The sequence below is a fragment of the Streptomyces sp. FXJ1.172 genome, assembly GCF_001636945.3.
Taxonomy (GTDB): domain Bacteria; phylum Actinomycetota; class Actinomycetes; order Streptomycetales; family Streptomycetaceae; genus Streptomyces.
This window is the reverse complement of record NZ_CP119133.2, coordinates 7359884-7380899: the sequence shown is the minus strand read 5'-3', so window position 1 is coordinate 7380899 and position 21016 is coordinate 7359884. Positions and strand designations below refer to the sequence as shown.

Below are 21016 nucleotides of genomic sequence, written 5' to 3'. Positions count from 1 at the left end.
GTAACCTTCGGAAGTACTTGAGAGACCGTCAGGACCGGGACAGGGCCCGCTGAACTGCCCAGCATGCAGCATGAAACCACTGAACCGCACGACGGGGTCCACTCCCCGCGCGGTGCGGGAGTGGACCCCGTGCGTGCTGCACTGTCCTCGCCGGGTGTGCCGGCTCAGAAGGACGGGATGACCGAGCCCTGGTACTTGTCCTCGATGAACTTCTTCACCTCGGGCGAGGTGAGGAGCTTGGCGAGCTTCTCGACCCGCGGGTCCTTCTCGTTGCCCTTCTTCACGGCGAGGAAGTTGGCGTACGGGTTGTTCTTCGCCGACTCCAGGAGGATCGCGTCCTTGGCGGGCTTCAGTCCGGCGGAGATGGCGTAGTTGCCGTTCACGACGGCCGCGTCCACGTCGTCCAGGGAGCGCGGGGTCTGCGCCGCCTCGACCTCCTTGAACTGGAGGTGCTTGGGGTTGCCGGCGATGTCCTGCGGGGTGGCCTCGTTGCCGGCGCCGGACTTGAGGGTGATGAGCCCGTCGGCAGCGAGCAGCTTCAGGGCGCGGGCCTCGTTGACGGCGTCGTTCGGGACGGCGATGGTCGCACCGCTCTTCAGCGCGTCGGCCTTCTTGACCTTGTGGGAGTAGAGGCCGAGCGGCTCCAGGTGCACCGTGACGACGGGCACGATGTGGGTGCCGCGCTTGGCGTTGAAGTCGTCCAGGTACGGCTGGTTCTGGAAGTAGTTGGCGTCCACCGAGCCGTCCTCGGTCGCCGTGTTCGGCGTGATGTAGTCCGTGAACTCCTTGACCTCGAGGTCGAGGCCCGCCTTCTTCGCCAGGTTCTTCTTGACGAAGTCGAGGATCTCGGCGTGCGGGGTCGGGCTCGCGGCGACGACCAGCGGGCCGCTGTAGTCGTGGGAGCTGGAGGAGCTGCCGGAGCCGCAGGCGCTGAGCCCGAAGGTGAGGGCTCCGGCGGCGAGGACGGCGGTGGTGAGCTTGGCGGTGTTACGCACGAAAAGTGCCTTTCCTGATGGGTGGTGCGACCCGTCGTGGGTGATGACGGGAGACTGTGGGGGCCGCCTACGCGGCCTTGCCGACGTCGGCCGTGGCGGGCTCCTTGGCCTTCAGCAGGCGGAGCCTCGGCCCGGGGCCGGAGCGGGCACCGCGACTGTGCAGGGAGCGGGCCGCGAAGTCGCCGGCGAACTGGATGAGGGAGATGGCCACGGCGAGGATCGCGACGGTGATCCACATCATCTGGGTCTCGAAGCGCTGGTAGCCGTAGCGGACGGCGAGGTCGCCGAGGCCGCCGCCGCCGACCGTGCCGGCCATGGCGGAGTAGCCGATGAGGGCGATGACCGTGGTGGTGGTGCTGGCGATCAGCGACGGCAGGGCCTCGGGGACGAGGACCTTGCGGACGATCGTCCAGGTGCTGCCGCCCATGGACTGCACGGCCTCGACGAGTCCGTTGTCCACTTCGCGGACGGCCGTCTCGACCAGGCGCGCGAAGAAGGGGATGCCGCCGATGGCGAGCGGCACGATCGCGGCGGTCGTCCCGATCGTCGTCCCGGTGACCCATCGCGTGAAGGTCATCAGCGCGACCATCAGGATGATGAACGGCATCGACCGGCCGACGTTCACGATCTGGCCGATCACCTTGTTGACGACGACGTTCTGCACCAGACCGCCCCGGTCCGTGAGGACGAGGAGGACGCCGAGCGGCAGGCCCACGGCGACGGCTATCAGGGTGGACCAGACCACCATCGTGAGCGTGTCGGTACAGGCCTGCGACAGCAGCGGCTGCATCTCGGACCAGGTCACTTGGCACCTTCCTTCACCAGCACGGACTCCTGGCCCTCGGAGCCGACGACGTCGATCTGCAGGCCCTGTTCGCGCAGGAACCCGACCGGCACCACGTTGTCCTCGTAGCGGCCGGGCAGTTCGATGCGCATCCGGCCGATCTGGAGGCCGCCGACGGTGTCGATGGCGGCGCCGAGGATCGAGATGTCGACGTTGTAGGTGCGCGAGAGCTGGGAGATGACCGGCTGGGTGGCGGCCTCGCCGTGGAAGGTGACGTCGAGGACGGTCCGGTCGGCGCCGGTGCGTTCGCCGTTCACCGGGAACAGGGCCGCGGCCAGCTCGGAGCCCGGGGTGGCGAGCAGCTCGCTGACGGTGCCGGACTCCACGATGCGGCCCCTCTCCATGAGGGCGGCGGAGTCGCAGACCGACTTCACGACGTCCATCTCGTGGGTGATGAGCAGGACGGTCAGGCCCAGTTGCCGGTTCAGGTCGCGCAGCAGCTGGAGGATGGAGCGGGTGGTCTCCGGGTCGAGGGCGCTGGTGGCCTCGTCGGAGAGCAGCACCTTGGGGTCGCCGGCCAGGGCGCGGGCGATGCCGACGCGCTGCTTCTGGCCGCCCGAGAGCTGGGCGGGGTAGGCCCCCGCCTTGTCGGCGAGGCCGACCAGGTCAAGGAGTTCGAGCGCCTTGCGGGAGCGTTCCTTCCCGGACTTGCCGAGGATCTCCAGCGGCAGCTCGACGTTGTCCTGCACGGTCCGCGAGGACAGCAGGTTGAAGTGCTGGAAGACCATGCCGATGCGGCTGCGCGCCTGGCGCAGTTCCCGGCCGGCGCGCGGGCCGCGGCCCGCCAGGGCGGTGAGGTCCTGTCCGGCGACGGTCACGGTGCCGGAGGTGGGGCGCTCCAGCAGGTTGACGCAGCGGATGAGGGAGGACTTGCCGGCGCCGGACTGGCCGATGACGCCGTAGACCTCGCCTTCGCGGACGTGGAGGTCGACGCCGTCGAGGGCGGTGACCTCGCGGCCGCGGGAGCGGTAGACCTTGGTCAGGCCCGAGGTGGTGATCACAGGATTTCCGTCACTGTCGAGTGCGCGGGCGTGGGTGTGCCCGGGCACGGGTGCATGCGGTTCAGGCATGGAGGGGGCGTGCGTCTCGTACGGCCTACGGCGCACGGACATGCCACGGCTCTCGCTTCGGGGCGCGAGGCTCAGATGATGCGGGGGCCCTCTAGAAGGCGCACATTCGGCGCATCGAACGACACATACAACGAGCACCGGGCGTCATGGTCGCCTCGGTCGCAGGGGTGCGGCTCGTCGTTGTGGTCATGCGTGCCAGTAAACCAGACCTACGGTCCTGACCGGCCGTCGCTGTCCGGATAGTGGACAGCGGCGGACAGTCTCGGGCGTGGCTTCAGCGGCGGACGGAGATCTCCACACCCTCGTCGGTGACCAGTGCGGACAGGGCCGACAGGTCCGTCACCACCAGGTCGGCGTCCAGCTCTTCGGCCCGGTGGGTTGTGGCCAACGCCACGGTGGTCATACCGGCGGCGCGACCCGCCTGGAGTCCGGCCGGGGCGTCCTCGAACACGACACAGCGGGCCGGGTCGACACCCAGCTGACGGGCGGCGAGGAGGTAGGGCTCGGGGTCGGGCTTGCCGCGGGTGATGTCGTCGGCGGTGACCAGCGTCTTGGGCAGGATGCCGACGGCGTCGAGGCGGGCCTCGGCGAGCCGCCGGGTGGCGGAGGTGACCACGGCCCAGCGGTCGGCGGGCAGGCTCGCCAGAAAATCGCTCGTGCCGGGCAGGAGCCGTACGCCCCCGTTCGGCACGTCCTCCACCTCCAGCTGCTCGACCCGTGCGACCGCCTCCGGCACGGCGTGGGCGGGCAGCAGGTCGGCGACTATCTCGGCGGCGGGCCGCCCGTGCAGTTCCACGCGGCCGAAGTCCTCGGCGGTGATCCCGTACTCCCGGGCCCAGCGGGTCCAGCAGCGCTCGACGGAGTCGAGGGAGGAGACGAGGGTGCCGTCGTTGTCGAAGAGGAGGGCCTGTGCGTGGATCGTCATGGTCTAGACCCTACGGTGTACGGCGGGAGCGGCGCCGGGGGGCCGTTACGGCCGCGACCTCGGCCGTAATAAGGTCTCCGCATGCTCAATGCCCTGACGCTGGTGACCGGGGTCGCCGCGCTGCTGCTCGCCGCCTGGTGCGGCTGGGCCGCCTATCGCGACCAGCCGACCAAGGACTGGCACTTCATCGGCATGGCCGTGGTGACCCTGCTGGGCGTGATCCAGCTGGTGATCGGGATCGTGCAGCTGACGCGGGGCGAGAAGGCGGAGCAGGGTACGACGATCTTCGTGGCGTATCTGCTGGGGGCGTTCGCCTGCATTCCGGCGGCGGGGCTGATGTCGCTGGCCGAACGGACCCGTTGGGGCTCCGTGACGGCCGCCGCGGGCGGTGTGGTGATGGCCGTTCTGGAGGTGCGGCTCTATGACATCTGGGGAGGCTGACGTGACGGCGGCCGAGGAGAAGCCGGCCCGGTTGATCGGCGGGCCGGGGATGCTGCTCGTCTGGTTCTACGGCGTGATGGTGGTCGGCGCGGTGTCGCGTTCCGCGTACCAGATCGCCACGGACTTCCACCGGGCACCGCTTGCCTATTCCCTGTCGGCCGTGGCCGGCGTCGTGTACGGGTTCATCACGTACACGCTGATCCGGGGTGGGGAGGCGGCCCGGCGGGCGGCGTTGGTGTGCTGCGCCGCCGAACTCGCGGGTGTGCTGATCGTGGGGACGTGGACGGTGGCCGACAGCTCGGCCTTCCCGGACGCCACCGTCTGGTCCGACTACGGGATGGGGTACATCTTCATCCCCGTGCTGCTGCCGGTCTCCGCGATGTACTGGCTGCGGAAGTCCCGCGGCACGGTCAGGCCGTAGCCGCGTACGCTCCGGCCTGCTTCTCCAGGATGATCAGCTCGAGGCCGTCGGTGCCCCTGGAGCGGCCCACCGTCTCGTAGCCGGAGCGCCGGTACAGGCGCAGGTTGCCCTCGCTGCGATGGCCGGTGAGGAGGCGGAACTTGGTGGCGCCACGCTCCTGCGCCAGCGCGGCCTCCGCCGCGCGCAGCAGCCGCGCGCCGATGCCGTGGCCCTGCAGGCGCGGGTGGACACAGAGCCTGCCGATGGCGGCCGCGCCGTCGTCGGTGACCTTGCCGCGGACCGAGCCGACCACTTCGTCGCCGAGCCGGGCGACGAAGACGCAGTCGGAGGCGACTTCCTGGCGCACGGAGTCCAGGCTCTGCACGAGCGGGTCGATGCGGTAGTTGCCGTACAGCGCCGCCTCGCTCTGGAAGCACAGGTACTGGAGCTTGAAGATCTGCTCCGCGTCCTGCTCGGTCGCCACCGAGATGGTCACGCTCATGCCCATGTGCGCACGCCTCCCGCTCACCTGATCACCTGTCGCTCTCACTCCTATCCCCGCACTTCACGCGCCGCAACCTCCGGGGTGAGCAAACGCCGTAGACATCCCAGACATCTGGAGCGTTCCGGGCCAAGACTGCCCTGTGAGATACCCAACTCCCCTGCGATCTCCCGGTATGTCAGGTCCTTCGGGGAGAGCAGGGCCTCGATCAGCCGGGGGCAGCGGCCGGGCAGCCGGCGGACCGCCTCGCGCAGGGCGCGGTACCGGGCGGCGGTGAGCACGTGCTGCTCGGGGCCGGGGCGGTCGTCGTCGGCCGGCTCGATGCCGTAGGGACGTTCGAGCCGGGTGGTGCGGCGGCTGCGGCGGGCCTCGGCGCGGACGGCCTTGCGCAGCCAGCCCTCCGGGTCCGGCGGCGGCCCCTCGCGCGCCAGCCGCTCCAGCAGGCGCAGCCAGACGGCCTGCTCCAGGTCGCCCGGCTCGCTCCCGGCGGCATATGCCTCGGCCGAGGCCTCGGCGGTGAGCAGCGGATGCAGAGCGGCCAACAAGTCGTGCGTCATATGCGGAACGACGCGCCGCCCCGGGTGCGGGTTTCCGGGGCGGCGCGGAGTCAGCCCGAACGAGGTCCGGCCGCTCGGACGGTTGACGAGGGCTCAGCCGGCCAGGAAGTCGGCGCGGGCGAGCACGCCGGTGTCGGCGTTGTCGGTGAAGACACCGTCGATGCCGGTCGCGAAGTACGTCCTGAACGCGCCGAAGGGATCGCCGTAGGCGTCGGCCGCGCTGCCCTTGCGGTACTCGGCCGGCAGGAACGGGTTCTCGTTGCGCATGGTGTAGGGGTGCAGCACGAGGCCCACCTTGTGCGCGTCGCGGACCAGGGTGGTCGGCTCGGCCAGGGTGCCGTCGGCCTTCTTCGGGATCACCAGGTCCAGGGTCGGGCCGATGCCCTGCGCGTAGCCGGCCATCTCCCTGAGGCCCTTGGGCGTGATCAGGTCCGCGACCGTGCGCGGGTCGCCCGCCGCCACGAAGTCGTAGGGGCGGCTGTCCGCCGAGGAGAGGAGCACGACGAGCGGGTTGTCGACCAGCTGGTTGAGCCTCTGGATGCTGGTGGGTTCGAAGGACTGCAGGATGACCGGCGAGTTCCGGCCGTCCTTGCCGTACTTGGCGAGCAGCTTCGCCACCCGCTCCTCCAGGCCGAGGCCGAGCCCGCGGAAGTAGGTGGGGTGCTTGGTCTCGGGGTAGATCCAGACCTGCTTGCCGCGCTTGCGGGTCTGTTCGTCCTGCCACTTCAGGACCTCTTCGAACGTGGGGATCTCCCAGCGTCCGTTGTAGAGGGTGTTGTGCGGCCGGTTGGCCGGTATGCGCTCGACGGCGCGCAGCGTCTTCAGCTCGGCGAGCGTGAAGTCCTCGGTGAACCAGCCGGTGGTGGGCACCCCGTCGAGCACCTTCGTGGTCCTGCGGCCGGCGAACTCGGGATGGGAGGCGACGTCCGTGGTGCCGCCGATCTCCGGCTCGTGCCGGCAGACGAGATGGCCGTCCTTGGTGGGCACCAGGTCGCCCGCCTCGACGACGTCGGCGCCGAGGTCCAGGGCCAGGTCGTACGAGCCGAAGGTGTGCTCCGGGCGGTAGCCGGCGGCGCCCCGGTGGCCGATGACCGTCGGCACGGGCAGGCTCTTCAGGCCCCGGCCCGCGGGCCTCGCGGTCCGGGCCTCGGCCGCACCGGCCGTGCCCGGCAGCCCGAGGACCGCCCCGCCCGCGCCGAACACCGCCGCGCCGAGGATCGCCCGCCGTGCGGTGCCCTGAGTCTGCTCGTTCGCCTGGTCGCTGCCCATCGGCGTCTCCTGCCTGCCGTCCGCGTCCGCTCGTGAAGCCCGCATGGCTCACAAGGCTCGTTCTTCTCTCGTGAAGTCGGGCCGATCGTAGGGTCGGGGTCATGACCGGAGGGAGACCTGGGCCGGAACACCCGGGTGACGCCGTGTGTCCTGTGGGCGGCGCGGTCCAGCGCGGCGCCGGGCCGTTGCCGGGCGGCCACCACAGGTAAACCCGCGTCAACACTTCGTAAGACCTGGGTGAACCGGGCTTACCCGATGTGCGTTCTCCCCGGGACCGCGAGTAATGTCCTCACCTGCACAGACTCATAACGCCCCCCTTGACATCGGAGGACCCGTTGTCCCGCTTCGCGCTCATCAAGGCAGTGCTCGGACCGATCATGCGCCTGATGTTCCGCCCACAGGTGGAGGGCGTGGAGCACATCCCGGGGGACGGCCCGGTCATCCTGGCCGGCAATCACCTCACGTTCATCGACTCGATCGTGCTGCCGGTGGTCACCAAGCGCCAGGTGCACTTCATCGGCAAGGACGAGTACGTCACCGGCAAGACCCTCAAGGGCCGGCTGATGGCCTGGTTCTTCACCGGCGTCGGCATGATCCCGGTGGACCGGGACGGCGGCCACGGCGGCGTCGCCGCGCTGATGACCGGGCGCCGGGTACTGGAGGAGGGCAAGATCTTCGGGATCTACCCCGAGGGCACCCGCTCGCCCGACGGCCGGCTGTACCGGGGGCGCACCGGTATCGCGCGGCTGACGCTGATGACCGGTGCGCCGGTGGTTCCCTTCGCCATGATCGGCACGGACAAGCTGCAGCCGGGGGGCTCCGGCATTCCGCGGCCCGGCCGGGTCACCGTTCGCTTCGGCGAGGCGATGGAGTTCTCGCGGTACGACGGGATGGACCGGGACCGCTATGTGCTGCGCGCCGTGACCGACTCCGTGATGGCCGAGGTGATGCGGCTGTCCGGGCAGGAGTACGTGGACATGTACGCAACGAAGGCGAAGGCAGCCTAGCGCCGCCGGCGGTTCGGCTGGTCACTTCATCCGGTGCTTTCGAGGTTCTGTCCCTTCAGCAGGAACCACGCCGCCACCGCCGTCCCCAGCAGGACCGCTGCTCCTGCGCCTGAGGCCAGTTGGAGGCCGTGGACGAAGGATTCCCGGGCCGCTTCCAGCATCGGCCCTGCCGTGTGCGGGGGCATTCCTGTCGCTGCCTCCACTGCCGCACCCAGTGATTCATGAGCCGTCGCCGGAGTTCCCGCCGGGCCGGTGAAGTCGCGGTAGACGCCCGTCACGATCGAGCCCAGCAGGGCGATGCCCAGGGCCGCGCCGAGTTCGTACGCCGTCTCGGAGACCGCCGAGGCGGCGCCCGCCTGGTCCTTGGGAACGCTGGAGAGGATCACGTCGGCGGTGACGGTGAAGGAGAAGCCCGCGCCGACGCCGACGACCAGCAGCGCGGCGCCGAGGACCGGGTAGCCCGTCGACACCCCCAGGGTCGTCAGCGCGGCCAGGGCCAGACCCACCCCGGCCAGACCGCCGGAGACCACCGCGCGCACCGAGAAGCGGCGGGCGGCACGGCCCGCGACCAGGCCGGCCGCCACCGCGCCGACTGCGGCGGGCAGTTCGGCGAGCCCGGCTTCGAACGGGCGCCTGCCCTGGACGAGTTGCAGGTACTGGGAGAGGAAGAACACCAGGCCGGACATGCCGAGCACGGTCAGCAGGTCGGCGAGGACCGCCCCGCTGAAGCCGCGCCGCCGGAACAGGCGCATGTCCAGCAGCGGGGCCGGCATGGTGAGCTGGCGGTGGACGAAGCCGTAGAGCGCGGCGGCGCCCAGCAGGCCCGCGGCGAGCGTGGGCCAGGTGACGCCGTGCGTGGCCGCCTCCTTGATCGCGTACACCACGCCGATCATGCCGACCAGGGACAGGATGACGCTGATCAGGTCCCAGGGGCCGGGGTCGGGGTTGCGGGACTCGGGCAGCGTGCGGATGCCGACGAGGACCAGGATCGCCATCACCGGCAGGTTGATGAGGAAGACCGAGCCCCACCAGAAGTGCTCGAGCAGGAAGCCGCCCGCGATGGGGCCGATGGCCGTACCGGCGGAGGCGGTGGCGCCCCAGATGCCGACGGCGAGGCTGCGCTCGCGCGGGTCGTGGAAGAGGTTGCGGATCAGGGCGAGGGTGGCGGGCATCAGGGTCGCGCCCGCGACACCGAGCAGCGCCCGCGCCAGGATCATCAACTCCGGTGTCGTGGCATAGGCGTTGAGAACGGAGATCGCGCCGAACGCCGTGGCACCGCCGAGCAGGATCCGCTTGCGGCCGATGCGGTCGCCGAGGCTGCCCATGGAGACCAGCAGACCGGCGATGACGAAGGAGTAGACGTCGCCGATCCACAGGAGCTGGGTGCCGGAGGGGGCCAGGTCTTCGCTGATGTAGGGGGTCGCCAGGCCGAGGACGGTGGCGTCGACGGCCACCAGCAGCACGGCCAGGACGAGGACGGACAGCGCGAGCCAGCGGCCCGGCCTCTTCTCCGCCTCCGCCGCGCGGGCCGGCTGCAGGGTGCTGGTCATGGTTCCTCTCTTCGTACGGCGCCGCCGAGCAGCAGCTCGGCGACCATGGTCGGGAAGTCCCGGGCGGCCACGCGGCCGTCCAGGGTGGCCCAGGCGCACGAGGCGATCAGCCCGTACAGCGCCTCGGTGAGCCAGACCGGGGTGAGGTCGATACGGAACTCGCCGGACTGCTGCCCGCGCTGGAACACCGCGCCGATGCGGGTGTCCAGGCTCAGCCAGCCGTCGTTCTGCCGCTCGCCCTCCCACAACTGGCTCTCGCCGTAGAGGAAGGCGAGCAGCCCGGCGGCGGGCTGGATCTCGCGCACCAGCCTGCGCACGGCCTCGCTCGCGGAGCCTTCGTCCAGCCGGGCGCGGTCCACGGCCGCCTCGCACTCCGCGATGCCGAGCGCCTCCAGCGCCCGGACGAGGGCGTCGCGCCCGGCGAAGTGGCGGTGCAGCGTGGCCCGGCTGATCCCGGCGGCCTTGGCGACCTCGTCCATGGTCGCGGTCGGCTTACGGGTCAGCAGGGCGGCTGCGCTGCGCAGCACGTGGTCACGATCCAGGGCCATGAGACAACAGTAGCCCAAGTGAGACATGTCTGTCTCACCACGGGCATGAGTGGCTCATGAGCGTGGGCCGTGGCAGGTGCTCGTCAGTGCCAGGGCAGCTGTCCGCGCCGCTCCCAGTAGGCGCGCGGGTCCTCGGCGAGCGTGGCGAGGCGGGTCAGCTGGTCCGCGTCGAGGTCGACGGCGGGGGCGTGCAGGTTGGAGAAGAGCTGCGGGACGGTCGCGGCACCGGACAGCACGACGCCGGCCCACGGCTGGCGCAGGATCCAGGCGAGGGCCACGGCGTCGCAGCCGAGGGAGGTCTCGTCGGCGACCGCCTGCAGGGCCTTCGGGGCGTGCGGCGCGGCCAGCCGGCCGTTGGCCATGCCCTCCTTGACGATCACGGTCAGACCCGCGTCGTGCGCCTCGGCGAGGGCGGGGGCGGCCGAGGTCTCCAGGGCGTTGTACGTCGACTGCACGGTACGGAAGAGCCGCTCGCCGTCGACCGTGACCTCCAGCGCGGCACGGATCGCGTCGGCCTGCGCCGGGCCGCTGGTGGAGAAGCCGATGGTCAGGCCCTGGGCGGCGGCCTCGGCGAGCCGGGCGTGCAGGTCCTTGTCGGTGAGGGCCGGGCTGTCCGGGGTCAGCGAATGGATCTGGTAGAGGTCGAGCCGCTCGCCGAGCAGCGCGTCGGTCTCGGCGCGCTGGCGCTCGTACGTGGCGAGGCCGTGGTCCTTGACCTCGTGCCGCTCGGCGTCGGTGGACCAGCCGGCGGTGTAGGTGTAGCCCCACTTGCTGCCGACGACCACGTCGTCGACGCCGGGGCGGGCGCTGAGCCAGCCGGCGAGGAACTCCTCGGAACGGCCGTAGGAGCGGGCCACGTCGAAGTAGCGCACGCCCTGCGCGTAGGCGGCGTCGAGGAGTTCGTGGGTACGGGTGCGCAGCGCGTCGACGCTGCGGTCCTCCCCGAGGTCTTCCTCACGGCCGAGGTTGATGTAGCCGGGACGGCCGACGGCGGCCAGGCCGAGGCCGATGTGGCAGGTCGGCGTGGTGGCGTGCGCGAGACGGGCGAAGGGCATCGCAGGCTCCGTTCGATCGGCTCCGGTGAGACTCCGACCAACGTACCCCGCGCCCCGAAGGGGCGCGGGGAACTGCGCGACCAGCCACGACGCGTCCGCAGCGGGCGGGACGGTCCGCGGGGGACCGGGACCCGCCCCTCGGAGGTGCGGGCCGGGTGGACGGGGAGTCAGCTCTTGGCGGTCGCCCACGCGTGCTGCGCCGCCACGTCCGCCTTGACCTCCGCCAGCTGGACGGCGACAGCGCTGGGTGCCGTACCGCCACGTCCGTCGCGGGAGGCCAGGGCGCCGGGCACGTTGAGAACGCTGCGCACCTGCGGGGTGAGATGCGCGGAGATCTTCGCGAACTGCTCGTCCGTCAGGTCGTCCAGTTCCTTGCCCTCGGCCTCGGCGACCTTGACGCACTCCCCGGCGACCTCGTGCGCCACGCGGAACGGCACGCCCTGCTTGACCAGCCACTCGGCGATGTCGGTGGCGAGCGAGAAGCCGGCCGGGGCCAGTTCTTCCATGCGCTCGCGGTTGACGGTGAGAGTGGCGATCATTCCGGTGAAGGCGGGGAGCAGCACCTCCAGCTGGTCGCAGGAGTCGAAGACCGGCTCCTTGTCCTCCTGCAGGTCGCGGTTGTAGGCGAGGGGCAGGGCCTTCAGGGTCGCCATGAGACCCGTCAGATTGCCGATCAGGCGGCCGGACTTGCCGCGCGCCAGCTCCGCGATGTCCGGGTTCTTCTTCTGCGGCATGATCGAGGAGCCGGTGGAGAACGCGTCGTGCAGGGTCACGAAGGAGAACTCCTTCGTGTTCCAGATGATGATCTCCTCCGCGATCCGGGAGAGGTTGACCCCGGTCATCGCGGTGATGAAGGCGAACTCGGCGACGAAGTCACGGGAGGCCGTGCCGTCGATGGAGTTGCCCACGCTGCCGTGCTCGAAGCCCAGGTCCTCGGCCACCGCCTCCGGGTCGAGGCCGAGGGAGGAACCCGCGAGCGCGCCCGAGCCGTACGGCGACACCGCCGTGCGCTCGTCCCACTGGCGCAGCCGCTCCGCGTCCCGGGACAGGGACTGGACATGGGCCAGGACGTGGTGCGCGAAGAGCACCGGCTGGGCGTGCTGGAGGTGGGTGCGGCCCGGCATCGCGACGTCCGGGTGGGCCTCGGCGAGGCCGATCAGGGCGTCCTGGAGGTCGGCGATCAGGCCGCCGATCGTCCGGGCGTGGTCCCTCAAGTACATCCGGAACAGGGTCGCCACCTGGTCGTTCCTCGACCGGCCCGCGCGCAGCTTGCCGCCGAGGTCCGGGCCGAGGCGCTCGAGCAGGCCGCGCTCCAGGGCGGTGTGCACGTCCTCGTCGGCGATCGTGCCCACGAAGGAGCCGTCGGCGACATCGGCCTCCAGCCGGTCGAGCCCGGCGATCATACGGGTCAGCTCGTCCTCGGTGAGCAGCCCCGCCTTGTGCAGGACGCGCGCGTGGGCACGCGAACCGGCGATGTCGTACGGCGCGAGCCGCCAGTCGAAGTGGACGGACGCGGACAGCTTCGCCAGGGCCTCGGCGGGACCGTCGGCGAAACGGCCGCCCCAGAGCCGAACGTCACCGCTGTTGCTGCTCACTTGCGCTGCTCCTAGAGAGGGTGGGTCGGTTACGCGGGTCGTGCGTCAGGCTATGCCCGCAGGTCGCGCCGTGCCGCGATCTGCGAGGACAGGCCGTAGATGTCGATGAAGCCCTTGGCCGCGGCCTGGTCGAAGGTGTCGCCGGTGTCGTAGGTCGCGAGGTTGAAGTCGTACAGGGACGACTGCGAGCGCCGGCCGGTGACGACCGCGCGGCCGCCGTGCAGGGTCATGCGGATGTCGCCGCTCACGTGCCGGCCGGCCTCGTTCACAAAGCCGTCCAGGGCGCGCTTGAGCGGGGAGAACCACTGGCCGTCGTAGACCAGTTCACCCCAGCGCTGCTCCACCTGCCGCTTGTAGCGGGCGAGTTCGCGCTCGACGGTGACGTTCTCCAGCTCCTGGTGGGCGGTGATCAGGGCGATCGCGCCCGGAGCCTCGTACACCTCGCGGGACTTGATGCCGACGAGCCGGTCCTCGACCATGTCGATCCGGCCGACGCCCTGGGCACCGGCGCGCTCGTTGAGCTGCTGGATGGCCTGCAGGACGGTGACGGGCGTGCCGTCGATCGCGACCGGGGCGCCCTCCTCGAAGGTGATGACCACCTCGTCGGCCTCGCGCGGAACGGCCGGGTCGGCGGTGTACTCGTAGATGTCCTCGACCGGGGCGTTCCAGATGTCCTCCAGGAAGCCCGTCTCGACCGCGCGCCCGAAGACGTTCTGGTCGATGGAGTACGGGGACTTCCTGGTGGTGGCGATCGGGAGCTGCTTGTCCTCGCAGAAGGCGATCGCCCTGTCCCGGGTCATCGCGTAGTCGCGGACCGGGGCGATGCACTTCAGGCCGGGGGCGAGGGCGACGATGCCGGCCTCGAAGCGGACCTGGTCGTTGCCCTTGCCGGTGCAGCCGTGGGCGACGGTGGTGGCGCCGTGCTTCCGCGCGGCGGCGACCAGGTGCTTGACGATCACCGGCCGGGAGAGGGCCGAGACCAGCGGGTAGCGGTCCATGTAGAGGGCGTTGGCCTTGATCGCCGGGAGGCAGTACTCCTCGGCGAACTCGTCCCTGGCGTCGGCCACTTCGGCCTCCACCGCGCCGCAGGCGAGGGCACGCTTGCGGATGACGTCCAGGTCCTCGCCGCCCTGGCCGACGTCCACCGCTACGGCGATGACCTCGGCGCCCGTCTCCTCGGCGATCCAGCCGATGGCGACGGAGGTGTCCAGACCGCCCGAATAGGCGAGTACGACGCGCTCGGTCACGGGTTCTCCTCCACACTGCACTCACTGACATGCATGAGTATGCAGAGCAATGCATGATTCGTCAATCGAGGCCGGTGCGAGGACCGGACGGGGCCGGCTGGGACCGCCGGGACCGGAGGGCGCCGGACGGGCGACCGGATTTCTGAAAGAAGGCTGAACATCCGAAACCGCTTTCTCGTACTCCCCTCCGAACGCAGGCGCCGCGTTGCTCAGACGTCGACCCGACCCAAGTGAGGCATCCGCATGTCCAGGGCTCTTCCGAAGTACAACAAGCGCCGCGTGGCGATCATCGGTGGCGCCGCCGCCGCGGTACTGTCCGGCGCGGTGATCGCCGGCTCGGCCCTCGCCGGGACGCCCGGCAGCAGCGGCGGCGCCGCGAACGCCCGCACACTGGCGAGCCCCGGCACGATCACCTGCCCGGACGTCGCCTCCAAGCTGCCGGCCGTCCCCGCCTCCGCCCAGGCCGAGGTGAACCGCAACCTCACCCTGCTCCAGACCCAGATCCAGGAAGCCAACAACCGCTTGCAAAGCACCGTCGGCCAAGGCGGACCCAACTTCGTCAACAACGCCATCCTCGGCCCCCTCAAGGACAAGCGCGTCTCCACCATCGACCGCATCGCCATCGCCATCGGCCGCAAGGGCACCAAGCCCACCGGACTCGACTCCCTCGCCGCCTGCACCCTGAACGCGGGCGGCGCGAACACGGGCAACGCGGGCGCGGGCGGCTCGGGGACGGGCAACGCGGGCGCGGGCGGCGTGAGCGGCGCGGGCAACGCCGGCGGCACGGCGCCGAGCGCCTCGGCGTCCCAGCAGACGGGCGGCTCGGCGGCGAGCGGCTCGGCAGCGGGCGGTTCGGCAGCGGGCGGGAACACCGGGGCCGGCACGATCACCTGCCCGGACGTCGCCTCCAAGCTGCCGGCCGTCCCCGCCTCCGCCCAGGCCGAGGTCGCCCGCAACCTCACCCTGCTCCAGACCCAGATCCAGGAAGCCAACAACCGCCTGCAGAACACCGTCGGCCAAGGCGGACCCAACTTCGTCAACAACGCCATCCTCGGCCCCCTCAAGGACAAGCGCGTCTCCACCATCGACCGCATCGCCATCGCCATCGGCCGCAAGGGCACCAAGCCCACCGGACTCGATTCCCTGGCCGCCTGCACGCTCACCAAGTGAGGTGACGCGCGGGGCGGCGCCGGCCGGGGCCGCCCCGGCGTGCCCGTCCTCCGACGGGTGGGATCCGGAGGACGGCTCACGACTTCCGGAAATTCCTTAGACAAACGAAGGAGTTTCGCCAATAATCGTTAGACATGGGAAAGACTTATGAGCGCATCGACGGCAGACTCCGGACGTTCATCGAGGAACAGCCCCTGTTCTTCACCGCGACCGCCCCGCTCTCCGGCGACGGCACGGTCAACCTCTCCCCCAAGGGCCTCAGGGGTTCGTTCGCCGTCCTCGACGAACTGACCGTGGCCTACCTGGACTTCGCCGGGTCCAACGCCGAGACGATCGCACACCTGCGGGAGAACGGGCGGATCACCCTGATGTGGTGCGCCTTCCAGGGCCCGCCGAACATCGTGCGCGTACACGGCCGGGGCGAGCCGGTCTTCCGCGACGACCCGCGCTTCAAGGAGCTGCTCGCCCGCTTCCCCGGCATCGACACGAGCCTGCACGGGCTGCGCGCGATCATCGTCGTGCACGCGGAGCTGGTGCGGGACACCTGCGGGTACGCCGTCCCCTTCATGGCGTACGAGGAGGACCGTGACCTGCACGGCAAGCGCTTCGCACGCGAGGACGACGCCTCGCTGAGCATGTACTTCGAGAAGAAGGAGCACGTGGCGACGAGCCTGGACGGACTACCCGGGCTGCCGTTGCCGCTGCCGCCGTCTACCGTCTGAGCCATGCGCCCAGGTGTCGTGCTCGCCCTCGTGTCCGCGTCCTCGCTCGCCCTGCTCGGTTCCGCGCCGGCGGCCCCCGCCTCCGTGCCCCTGCCGGTGCAGCTGGCGGACACGGGCGGCGGCAGCCAGCTGATCATCGCGCAGGCGCCGGGCACCGGCTCGACGTCGGGGACGGTCACCTGGTGGGACCTCGAGGACGGCCAGTGGGTGCAGGCGGGCTCGGCGGCGGCCCGGTTCGGGTCGGGCGGCCTGGTGGAGGGGACCGCCCGGAAACAGGGGACGAACACCACACCGACCGGGCTGTACGGCCTCCCCTTCGGCTTCGGGATCAAGCCGGCGCCGAGCGGGACGAGCGTCATGTACCGGGCGGTGAAGGACAGTTCGTGGTGGTGCCAGGACAATGACTCGACGTCGTACAACCGCTGGGTCGAACCGCTGCCGGCCGACTGCCGGGCGTCCGAGTCCGAGCATCTGATCACGTACACGGAGCAGTACGCCTACGGGCTGGTCATCGGGTTCAACTACGACCAGCCGGTGCGAGGACGCGGCGCCGGGATCTTCCTGCACGTCAACGGACAGGCCGCGACGGCCGGATGTGTGTCGGTTCCCGAGGAGGCCATGGTCCGCCTGCTGGCCTGGGCCAGGCCCGAGAGGGCTCCGCATGTCGCCATCGGGACCGTGGACGGGGCCACGGCGGTCACCCGGTACTGATCCCACTGTGCGCCCGCGCGGCGCAGCCGCATGCCGATGCGGCCTCGCGCCCCTCAGACCGGCAGGACGACCCGGAAGGTCGTGGCGCCCGGTGCACTCTCGAGCTGCACACTCCCTCCGTGCGCCTCCGCCACCGCCGCCACGATCGACAGGCCCAGGCCCGCCCCTCCTCCCGAGGCACCGGGGCGGCGGCGGTGTTCGGCTCGGGTGAAGCGTTCGAAGACGCCCGGCTGGACGTCCTCGGGGACACCGGGGCCGTCGTCGTGGACGGACAGGACGGCCGCCTCGGCCCCGGTCTCCAGGGTCACCGTCACCTTGGTGCCCACGGGCGTGTGCAAACGCGCGTTGGCCAACAGGTTGGCCAACACCTGTTGGAGACGGTGGGCGTCGCCCGGGACCGTCACCGGGTCCTCGGGGAGGTCCAGGGACCAGCGGTGCCCGGGGCCCGTCGCCCGCGCGTCCGTGACCGCGTCCAGGACCAGATGCGTCAGGTCCACCGGGCGGCTCTCCAGCGGGCGGCCCGCGTCGAGGCGGGCGAGCAGCAGCAGGTCGTCCACCATCTCTCCCATCCGGGAGGACTCGGCCTTGATCCGCTCCAGGGCCCGGGTGATCTCGGGCGGCACCGGGCCGGGGTGCAGCAGGGCCAGTTCGGCGTGACCGCGGACCGAGGCCACCGGGGTGCGCAGCTCGTGGCTGGCGTCGGCGGCGAAGCGGCGCAGCCGTTCCTCGCTGGCGTGCCGCTTGGTCAGGGCGTCCTCGACGTGCCGGAGCATGCGGTTGAACGCCGCCGCCACCTGGCCGACCTCGCTGCGCGGGTCGCTGTCCGGGGCGCGGGGCGGCAGGGCCACCTCGCCGCTGGCCAGGGGCAGCTCGCTGACCCGGGTGGCGGTCGCGGCGACCCGGCTCAGCGGGCGCAGCGACCAGCGGACCCACAGTGCCCCGGCCACGCCGGCGGCGGTCAGGGCCAGGCCGAGGACGACCACGGCGACCAGTTCGAGGCGTTTCACGGCGGCCCGTACCGGCTCCGCGGGCAGCCCGGTGACCAGCACGTCGCCGTCCCGGCCGCGCCACGCCATCAGCCGGTACTCCCGCAGGTGCGACAGGCACACGGTGTGCCCGTTGCCGTCCACCGGGACCCTGGCCAGGCTCGTGCGGTCGGCGTCGGTCAGGGCGACGCCGAGGTCCTGGCTGTCTCCGGCGGGCACGACCGCCACGCTGGTGACCCGGCCGTTCAGCAGGCGGGCGCCGAACGTCCCGGCGGCCTGGCGGCGGGTGTCGCCGTGCTCGTCGCCGTCGTGGTCCGAGGGCTTGTAGGTGCCGTGCTCCAGGCTCTGCGGGAAGGCCGGGCCCGCCTGCTGGAGCTGCTGGTCGAGCCGGCGGGTGAGGAAGCCGTTCAGCTCGACGACGGCCGCCACGCCGACCGCGGCACAGCTGATCGCGAGGAGCACGACCAGACCGGCGGTGAGCCGGGCGCGCAGGGTGCGGGGCCGTGGCAGCCGGCGCACCTCACTCGGGCGGGCCGGCCGCCGTGGGAACCTCACCGGGCCACCGGCTTCAGTACGTAGCCAGCGCCGCGCACGGTGTGGATCATGGGCTCGCGGCCCGCGTCGACCTTTTTGCGCAGGTAGGAGATGTACAGCTCGACCACATGGGCCCGGCCGCCGAAGTCGTAGGACCAGACCCGGTCGAGGATCTGTGCCTTGCTGAGCACGCGGCGCGGGTTGCGCATGAGGAAGCGGAGGAGTTCGAACTCGGTCGGCGACAGCTCGATCAGTTCACCGGCCCGGGTCACCTCGCGGGCCTCCTCGTCCATCACCAGGTCGCCGACGACCAGCCGCGGACCGTCCTCCAGCTGGCGGGCCATGCCCGCGCGGCGCAGCAGGCCGCGCAGCCGGGCGACGACCTCCTCCAGGCTGAAGGGCTTGGTGACGTAGTCGTCGCCGCCCGCGGTGATGCCGGCGATCCGGTCCTCGACCGCGTCCCGTGCGGTGAGGAAGAGGACACAGACGTCGGGCATCACCTCGTGCAGCCGGTGCAGCACGGCGAAGCCGTCCGTGTCGGGGAGCATCACGTCGAGGACGACGGCGTCGGGCAGCAGCTCGCGGGCGGCGCTCAGCGCCGTGACTCCGTCGCCTGCCGCGCGCACCTCCCAGCCCTCGTAGCGCAGGGCACCGGTGAGCACCTCCGCGAGGTCGGGGTCGTCGTCGACGACGAGGACGCGCAGCGGGGTGCCGTCGGGGCGGGTGAGGGCGGGGCGGCCGGAGCGGGTGGTGTTCATCGCGTCTCCCAGCATCACCCCTTCGAAGGGGTGGGACGTACCGCCTCCCCTCTGAGTTTTCTGTGAGTGCGCTCACCCCCGCGCGCCCCGGTTCGCTGAACGCTGGATGAGAAACCCCTCTGAGTCCGCTGTCAAAAGCCCTGGTCACAGGGGTTGCTCAGAGGTGACTGAGAGCTTTGCCGGGCACAGTGACCGGGCATGACGGACGAAAGGACGCTGAACCTATGACCACGGTCGATGCGCGGCGCGCGGCTCCGCCCGTGCCCTTGGCCGCACGGCGCTCCCCGGCGGGGCCCGTGCTGGCCGTGCTGTGGGCCGGGGCGGCGGGCGTGGTGGCGCTGTGGTGGTCCGGCACCGGATCCGTGGTCGGCACGGCCGGCTGGCTGACCGGCGCCGGACGGATCGCCGGGCTGCTGTGCGGGTACGCCTGCGCGGTGCTGGTCGGCCTGATGGCGCGGGTGCCGCTGCTGGAGAACCGGGTCGGCTCGGACCGGGTGGCCCGCTGGCACGCGATGGCCGGCCGGTACACGGTCAGCCTGCTCGTCGCGCACGTCGCGCTGATCCTCACCGGGTACGCCGCCCAGGACCACGCCTCGCTCTGGCACGAGACGGTGACCGTCGTCCTGGACTACCCGGACATGCTCAAGGCCACCGCCGGTACGGTGATCCTCTTCGCGGTCGGCATCACCTCGGCCCGGGCGGTGCGCCGCCGCACGAGCCACGAGTTCTGGTACTACGTCCACCTCCTCACCTACGCGGCCGTGTTCCTGGTCTTCTTCCACCAGCTGTCGCTGGGGAACGAGTTCAACGGCAAGCCGGTGGCGACCGCGCTGTGGTACGCGCTGTACCTGGGCGTCGCGGCGCTGGTGCTGTGGTTCCGGATCCTCGCGCCGGTCCGGCTCAACCGGCGCCACCAGTTGCGCGTGGACTCGGTCCACAAGGAGTCACCGGGCGTGTACTCGGTTGTCGTCCGCGGGCGGCACCTCGACGAACTCGGCGCGCGGCCCGGGCAGTTCTTCCGCTGGCGGTTCCTCGGCGAGGGCATGGCCTGGACGTCGACGCCGTACTCCCTGTCGGCGCCGCCGCGCCCGGACCTGCTGCGCATCACCGTCAAGGCGCTCGGCGACCACAGCGGGGCCGTCGCCCTGCTGCGGCCCGGCACCCGGGTGTGGGCGGAGGGCCCCTACGGCTCCCTGACCGCCGAGCGGGCCACCAGTCACCGTTCGGTGCTGATCGCGGCCGGCGTCGGGGTCACCCCGCTGCGCGCGCTGTTCGAGACGCTGCCCGGCGAGGTCACCCTGCTGTACCGGGCGCGCGGTGCCGAGGATCTGGCGCTGGGCGGCGAGCTGGAGGCGATCGCCCGCTGGCGCGGCGCGCAGGTGCTGTACGCGCTGAACGGGCCGGGCGGGCAGCGCCCTGACATCTCGGCGGACTCGCTGCGCGCGACTTTTCCCGGCATCGCCGGCCACGACGTCTACCTCTGCGGCCCGCACGGCTTCGCGCGGGACGTGTACGAGGCGCTGCGGGCGGCCGGGGTCCCGGACCGCCGTATCCACCACGAGTCGTTCGAACTGTGAGGCCGTACCCGTGCACGCGTTGAAGAAGAACCGCCCGCTCCGCCGGATCGTGCTGGCCAGTGCCGCGACGGTCTCCGGCATGGTGCTGCTGCTGTCGCTGAAGCCGCACGCGACTCCCGTGCTGGCCACGGCCGACGCCAAGTCGCCCTCGGTGTCGAGCAGTTCGGCTCCTTCGGGTTCTTCGGGCCCTTCGGCCGGCTCCACCCCGGGTGCGAAGACCGGCACGAAGTCCGGCACGAAGACGGCCACCGGCGACACCGTCCAGACCCGCTGGGGGCCGGTCCAGGTGCGGGTGACGGTCGAGGGCGGAAAGCTCACGGACGTGACGGCCGTGCAGTACCCGCAGGACAACCCGCGCGACCAGGAGATCAACAGCTACGCGCTCCCCCAGCTGCGACGCGAGGCACTGGCCGCGCAGAGCGCGCAGATCGACATGGTCTCGGGCGCCACGTACACCAGCACCGGCTACAAGCAGTCCCTCCAGTCCGCGCTGGACGCGGCGACCCGCTGAACACTCGGCGCATGCGGCACGTATCTGTGGGCCAAGGGCCGA

General features: G+C 71.3%; 22 protein-coding genes. 8 read left to right on the top strand and 14 right to left on the bottom strand.

Going from position 1 to position 21016, the window contains the following annotated elements; all coding sequences use genetic code 11:
• Positions 1–164: 164 nt before the first annotated feature.
• From A6P39_RS33225 to A6P39_RS33210, 4 genes are all read right to left on the bottom strand, one after another.
• Positions 165–995, bottom strand: coding sequence for a MetQ/NlpA family ABC transporter substrate-binding protein (locus A6P39_RS33225; protein WP_067055142.1), 831 nt, complete (start codon positions 993–995; stop codon positions 165–167).
• 67 nt (positions 996–1062) lie between these two features.
• Positions 1063–1800 (bottom strand): methionine ABC transporter permease, encoded by a 738-nt coding sequence (locus A6P39_RS33220; RefSeq protein WP_067055140.1) that lies wholly within the window; start codon positions 1798–1800, stop codon positions 1063–1065.
• Entirely contained in the window at positions 1797–2840 is a 1044-nt protein-coding gene (locus A6P39_RS33215; protein ID WP_067055137.1) for a methionine ABC transporter ATP-binding protein, read from the bottom strand. Before A6P39_RS33215 ends, A6P39_RS33220 begins: the two co-directional genes overlap by 4 nt.
• Positions 2841–3183: 343 nt before the next feature.
• Entirely contained in the window at positions 3184–3834 is a 651-nt protein-coding gene (locus tag A6P39_RS33210; protein WP_067055134.1) for an HAD family hydrolase, read from the bottom strand.
• Positions 3835–3915: 81 nt separating this feature from the next.
• Here A6P39_RS33210 and A6P39_RS33205 point away from each other — a divergent pair, with 81 nt between their 5' ends.
• Positions 3916–4275: a hypothetical protein gene (locus A6P39_RS33205; RefSeq protein WP_067055131.1), complete on the top strand. Its 360-nt coding sequence runs from the start codon at positions 3916–3918 to the stop codon at positions 4273–4275.
• Complete coding sequence (locus A6P39_RS33200; protein ID WP_199841019.1) at positions 4256–4696, top strand: hypothetical protein; 441 nt, start codon at positions 4256–4258, stop codon at positions 4694–4696. Before A6P39_RS33205 ends, A6P39_RS33200 begins: the two co-directional genes overlap by 20 nt.
• Here A6P39_RS33200 and A6P39_RS33195 read toward each other — a convergent pair.
• From A6P39_RS33195 to A6P39_RS33185, 3 genes are all read right to left on the bottom strand, one after another.
• Positions 4686–5183, bottom strand: a complete 498-nt coding sequence (locus A6P39_RS33195) for a GNAT family N-acetyltransferase (RefSeq protein ID WP_067055125.1) — start codon at positions 5181–5183, stop codon at positions 4686–4688. The two genes, A6P39_RS33200 and A6P39_RS33195, sit on opposite strands and share 11 nt — an antisense overlap.
• Positions 5184–5227: 44 nt before the next feature.
• Positions 5228–5734, bottom strand: coding sequence for a sigma-70 family RNA polymerase sigma factor (locus A6P39_RS33190; protein ID WP_067055122.1), 507 nt, complete (start codon positions 5732–5734; stop codon positions 5228–5230).
• Between the two features lie 93 nt (positions 5735–5827).
• On the bottom strand, positions 5828–7003 hold the full coding sequence (locus A6P39_RS33185) for a glycerophosphodiester phosphodiesterase (RefSeq protein WP_067055119.1): 1176 nt from the start codon (positions 7001–7003) through the stop codon (positions 5828–5830).
• Between the two features lie 335 nt (positions 7004–7338).
• On the opposite strand from A6P39_RS33185, the gene A6P39_RS33180 reads away from it, so the two are divergent.
• Complete coding sequence (locus A6P39_RS33180) at positions 7339–8010, top strand: lysophospholipid acyltransferase family protein (protein WP_067055115.1); 672 nt, start codon at positions 7339–7341, stop codon at positions 8008–8010.
• A gap of 26 nt (positions 8011–8036) precedes the next feature.
• On the opposite strand, the gene A6P39_RS33175 is transcribed toward A6P39_RS33180, so the two are convergent.
• The 5 genes from A6P39_RS33175 to A6P39_RS33155 all read right to left on the bottom strand — a co-directional run bounded on the left by A6P39_RS33175 (position 8037) and on the right by A6P39_RS33155 (position 14005).
• Entirely contained in the window at positions 8037–9560 is a 1524-nt protein-coding gene (locus tag A6P39_RS33175) for an MFS transporter (protein ID WP_067055112.1), read from the bottom strand.
• The gene (locus A6P39_RS33170; protein ID WP_067055109.1) at positions 9557–10108 is read right to left on the bottom strand and encodes a TetR/AcrR family transcriptional regulator; all 552 of its coding nucleotides are present in this window, start codon (positions 10106–10108) and stop codon (positions 9557–9559) included. The genes A6P39_RS33175 and A6P39_RS33170 overlap by 4 nt, the downstream gene beginning before the upstream one ends.
• 83 nt (positions 10109–10191) lie before the next feature.
• The gene (locus A6P39_RS33165) at positions 10192–11163 is read right to left on the bottom strand and encodes an aldo/keto reductase (protein ID WP_067055106.1); all 972 of its coding nucleotides are present in this window, start codon (positions 11161–11163) and stop codon (positions 10192–10194) included.
• A 167-nt stretch (positions 11164–11330) separates the two neighbouring features.
• Positions 11331–12758, bottom strand: coding sequence for an argininosuccinate lyase (gene argH / locus A6P39_RS33160; protein WP_067055103.1), 1428 nt, complete (start codon positions 12756–12758; stop codon positions 11331–11333).
• Between the two features lie 50 nt (positions 12759–12808).
• Complete coding sequence (locus A6P39_RS33155) at positions 12809–14005, bottom strand: argininosuccinate synthase (protein WP_199841018.1); 1197 nt, start codon at positions 14003–14005, stop codon at positions 12809–12811.
• A 243-nt stretch (positions 14006–14248) separates the two neighbouring features.
• On the opposite strand from A6P39_RS33155, the gene A6P39_RS33150 reads away from it, so the two are divergent.
• The 3 genes from A6P39_RS33150 to A6P39_RS33140 all read left to right on the top strand — a co-directional run bounded on the left by A6P39_RS33150 (position 14249) and on the right by A6P39_RS33140 (position 16608).
• Complete coding sequence (locus A6P39_RS33150; protein WP_199841017.1) at positions 14249–15175, top strand: hypothetical protein; 927 nt, start codon at positions 14249–14251, stop codon at positions 15173–15175.
• A gap of 134 nt (positions 15176–15309) precedes the next feature.
• Positions 15310–15897, top strand: a complete 588-nt coding sequence (locus A6P39_RS33145) for a pyridoxamine 5'-phosphate oxidase family protein (RefSeq protein WP_067055097.1) — start codon at positions 15310–15312, stop codon at positions 15895–15897.
• Positions 15898–15900: 3 nt separating this feature from the next.
• Positions 15901–16608 (top strand): L,D-transpeptidase family protein, encoded by a 708-nt coding sequence (locus A6P39_RS33140; protein ID WP_067055091.1) that lies wholly within the window; start codon positions 15901–15903, stop codon positions 16606–16608.
• Between the two features lie 53 nt (positions 16609–16661).
• On the opposite strand, the gene A6P39_RS33135 is transcribed toward A6P39_RS33140, so the two are convergent.
• Together A6P39_RS33135 and A6P39_RS33130 are read right to left on the bottom strand one after the other, a co-directional pair.
• A complete protein-coding gene (locus A6P39_RS33135; protein WP_079133798.1) occupies positions 16662–18149 on the bottom strand; it encodes a sensor histidine kinase in 1488 nt (495 codons plus the stop codon).
• On the bottom strand, positions 18146–18886 hold the full coding sequence (locus tag A6P39_RS33130) for a response regulator transcription factor (protein ID WP_067055169.1): 741 nt from the start codon (positions 18884–18886) through the stop codon (positions 18146–18148). The genes A6P39_RS33135 and A6P39_RS33130 overlap by 4 nt, the downstream gene beginning before the upstream one ends.
• A gap of 224 nt (positions 18887–19110) precedes the next feature.
• Between A6P39_RS33130 and A6P39_RS33125 the strand changes: the two genes are divergently transcribed.
• Both A6P39_RS33125 and A6P39_RS33120 read left to right on the top strand, forming a co-directional pair.
• The gene (locus A6P39_RS33125) at positions 19111–20463 is read left to right on the top strand and encodes a ferredoxin reductase family protein (protein WP_067055085.1); all 1353 of its coding nucleotides are present in this window, start codon (positions 19111–19113) and stop codon (positions 20461–20463) included.
• Between the two features lie 10 nt (positions 20464–20473).
• Positions 20474–20974 carry an FMN-binding protein gene (locus tag A6P39_RS33120; protein ID WP_067055081.1) on the top strand — a complete coding sequence of 167 codons (501 nt, stop codon included), beginning with the start codon at positions 20474–20476 and terminating at the stop codon, positions 20972–20974.
• The last annotated feature ends 42 nt before the right edge of the window (positions 20975–21016 follow it).

Excerpts from the sequence above, each read along its gene's own strand:
- A6P39_RS33210 (WP_067055134.1), bottom strand. The coding sequence starts at position 3,834 with ATGACGATCCACGCACAGGCCCTCCTCTTCGACAACGACGGCACCCTC.
- A6P39_RS33205 (WP_067055131.1), top strand. The coding sequence starts at position 3,916 with ATGCTCAATGCCCTGACGCTGGTGACCGGGGTCGCCGCGCTGCTGCTC.
- A6P39_RS33200 (WP_199841019.1), top strand. The coding sequence starts at position 4,256 with ATGACATCTGGGGAGGCTGACGTGACGGCGGCCGAGGAGAAGCCGGCC.
- A6P39_RS33195 (WP_067055125.1), bottom strand. The coding sequence starts at position 5,183 with ATGGGCATGAGCGTGACCATCTCGGTGGCGACCGAGCAGGACGCGGAG.
- A6P39_RS33190 (WP_067055122.1), bottom strand. The coding sequence starts at position 5,734 with ATGACGCACGACTTGTTGGCCGCTCTGCATCCGCTGCTCACCGCCGAG.
- A6P39_RS33185 (WP_067055119.1), bottom strand. The coding sequence starts at position 7,003 with ATGGGCAGCGACCAGGCGAACGAGCAGACTCAGGGCACCGCACGGCGG.
- A6P39_RS33175 (WP_067055112.1), bottom strand. The coding sequence starts at position 9,560 with ATGACCAGCACCCTGCAGCCGGCCCGCGCGGCGGAGGCGGAGAAGAGG.
- A6P39_RS33170 (WP_067055109.1), bottom strand. The coding sequence starts at position 10,108 with ATGGCCCTGGATCGTGACCACGTGCTGCGCAGCGCAGCCGCCCTGCTG.
- A6P39_RS33165 (WP_067055106.1), bottom strand. The coding sequence starts at position 11,163 with ATGCCCTTCGCCCGTCTCGCGCACGCCACCACGCCGACCTGCCACATC.
- A6P39_RS33150 (WP_199841017.1), top strand. The coding sequence starts at position 14,249 with ATGTCCAGGGCTCTTCCGAAGTACAACAAGCGCCGCGTGGCGATCATC.
- A6P39_RS33145 (WP_067055097.1), top strand. The coding sequence starts at position 15,310 with ATGGGAAAGACTTATGAGCGCATCGACGGCAGACTCCGGACGTTCATC.
- A6P39_RS33140 (WP_067055091.1), top strand. The coding sequence starts at position 15,901 with ATGCGCCCAGGTGTCGTGCTCGCCCTCGTGTCCGCGTCCTCGCTCGCC.
- A6P39_RS33130 (WP_067055169.1), bottom strand. The coding sequence starts at position 18,886 with ATGAACACCACCCGCTCCGGCCGCCCCGCCCTCACCCGCCCCGACGGC.
- A6P39_RS33125 (WP_067055085.1), top strand. The coding sequence starts at position 19,111 with ATGACCACGGTCGATGCGCGGCGCGCGGCTCCGCCCGTGCCCTTGGCC.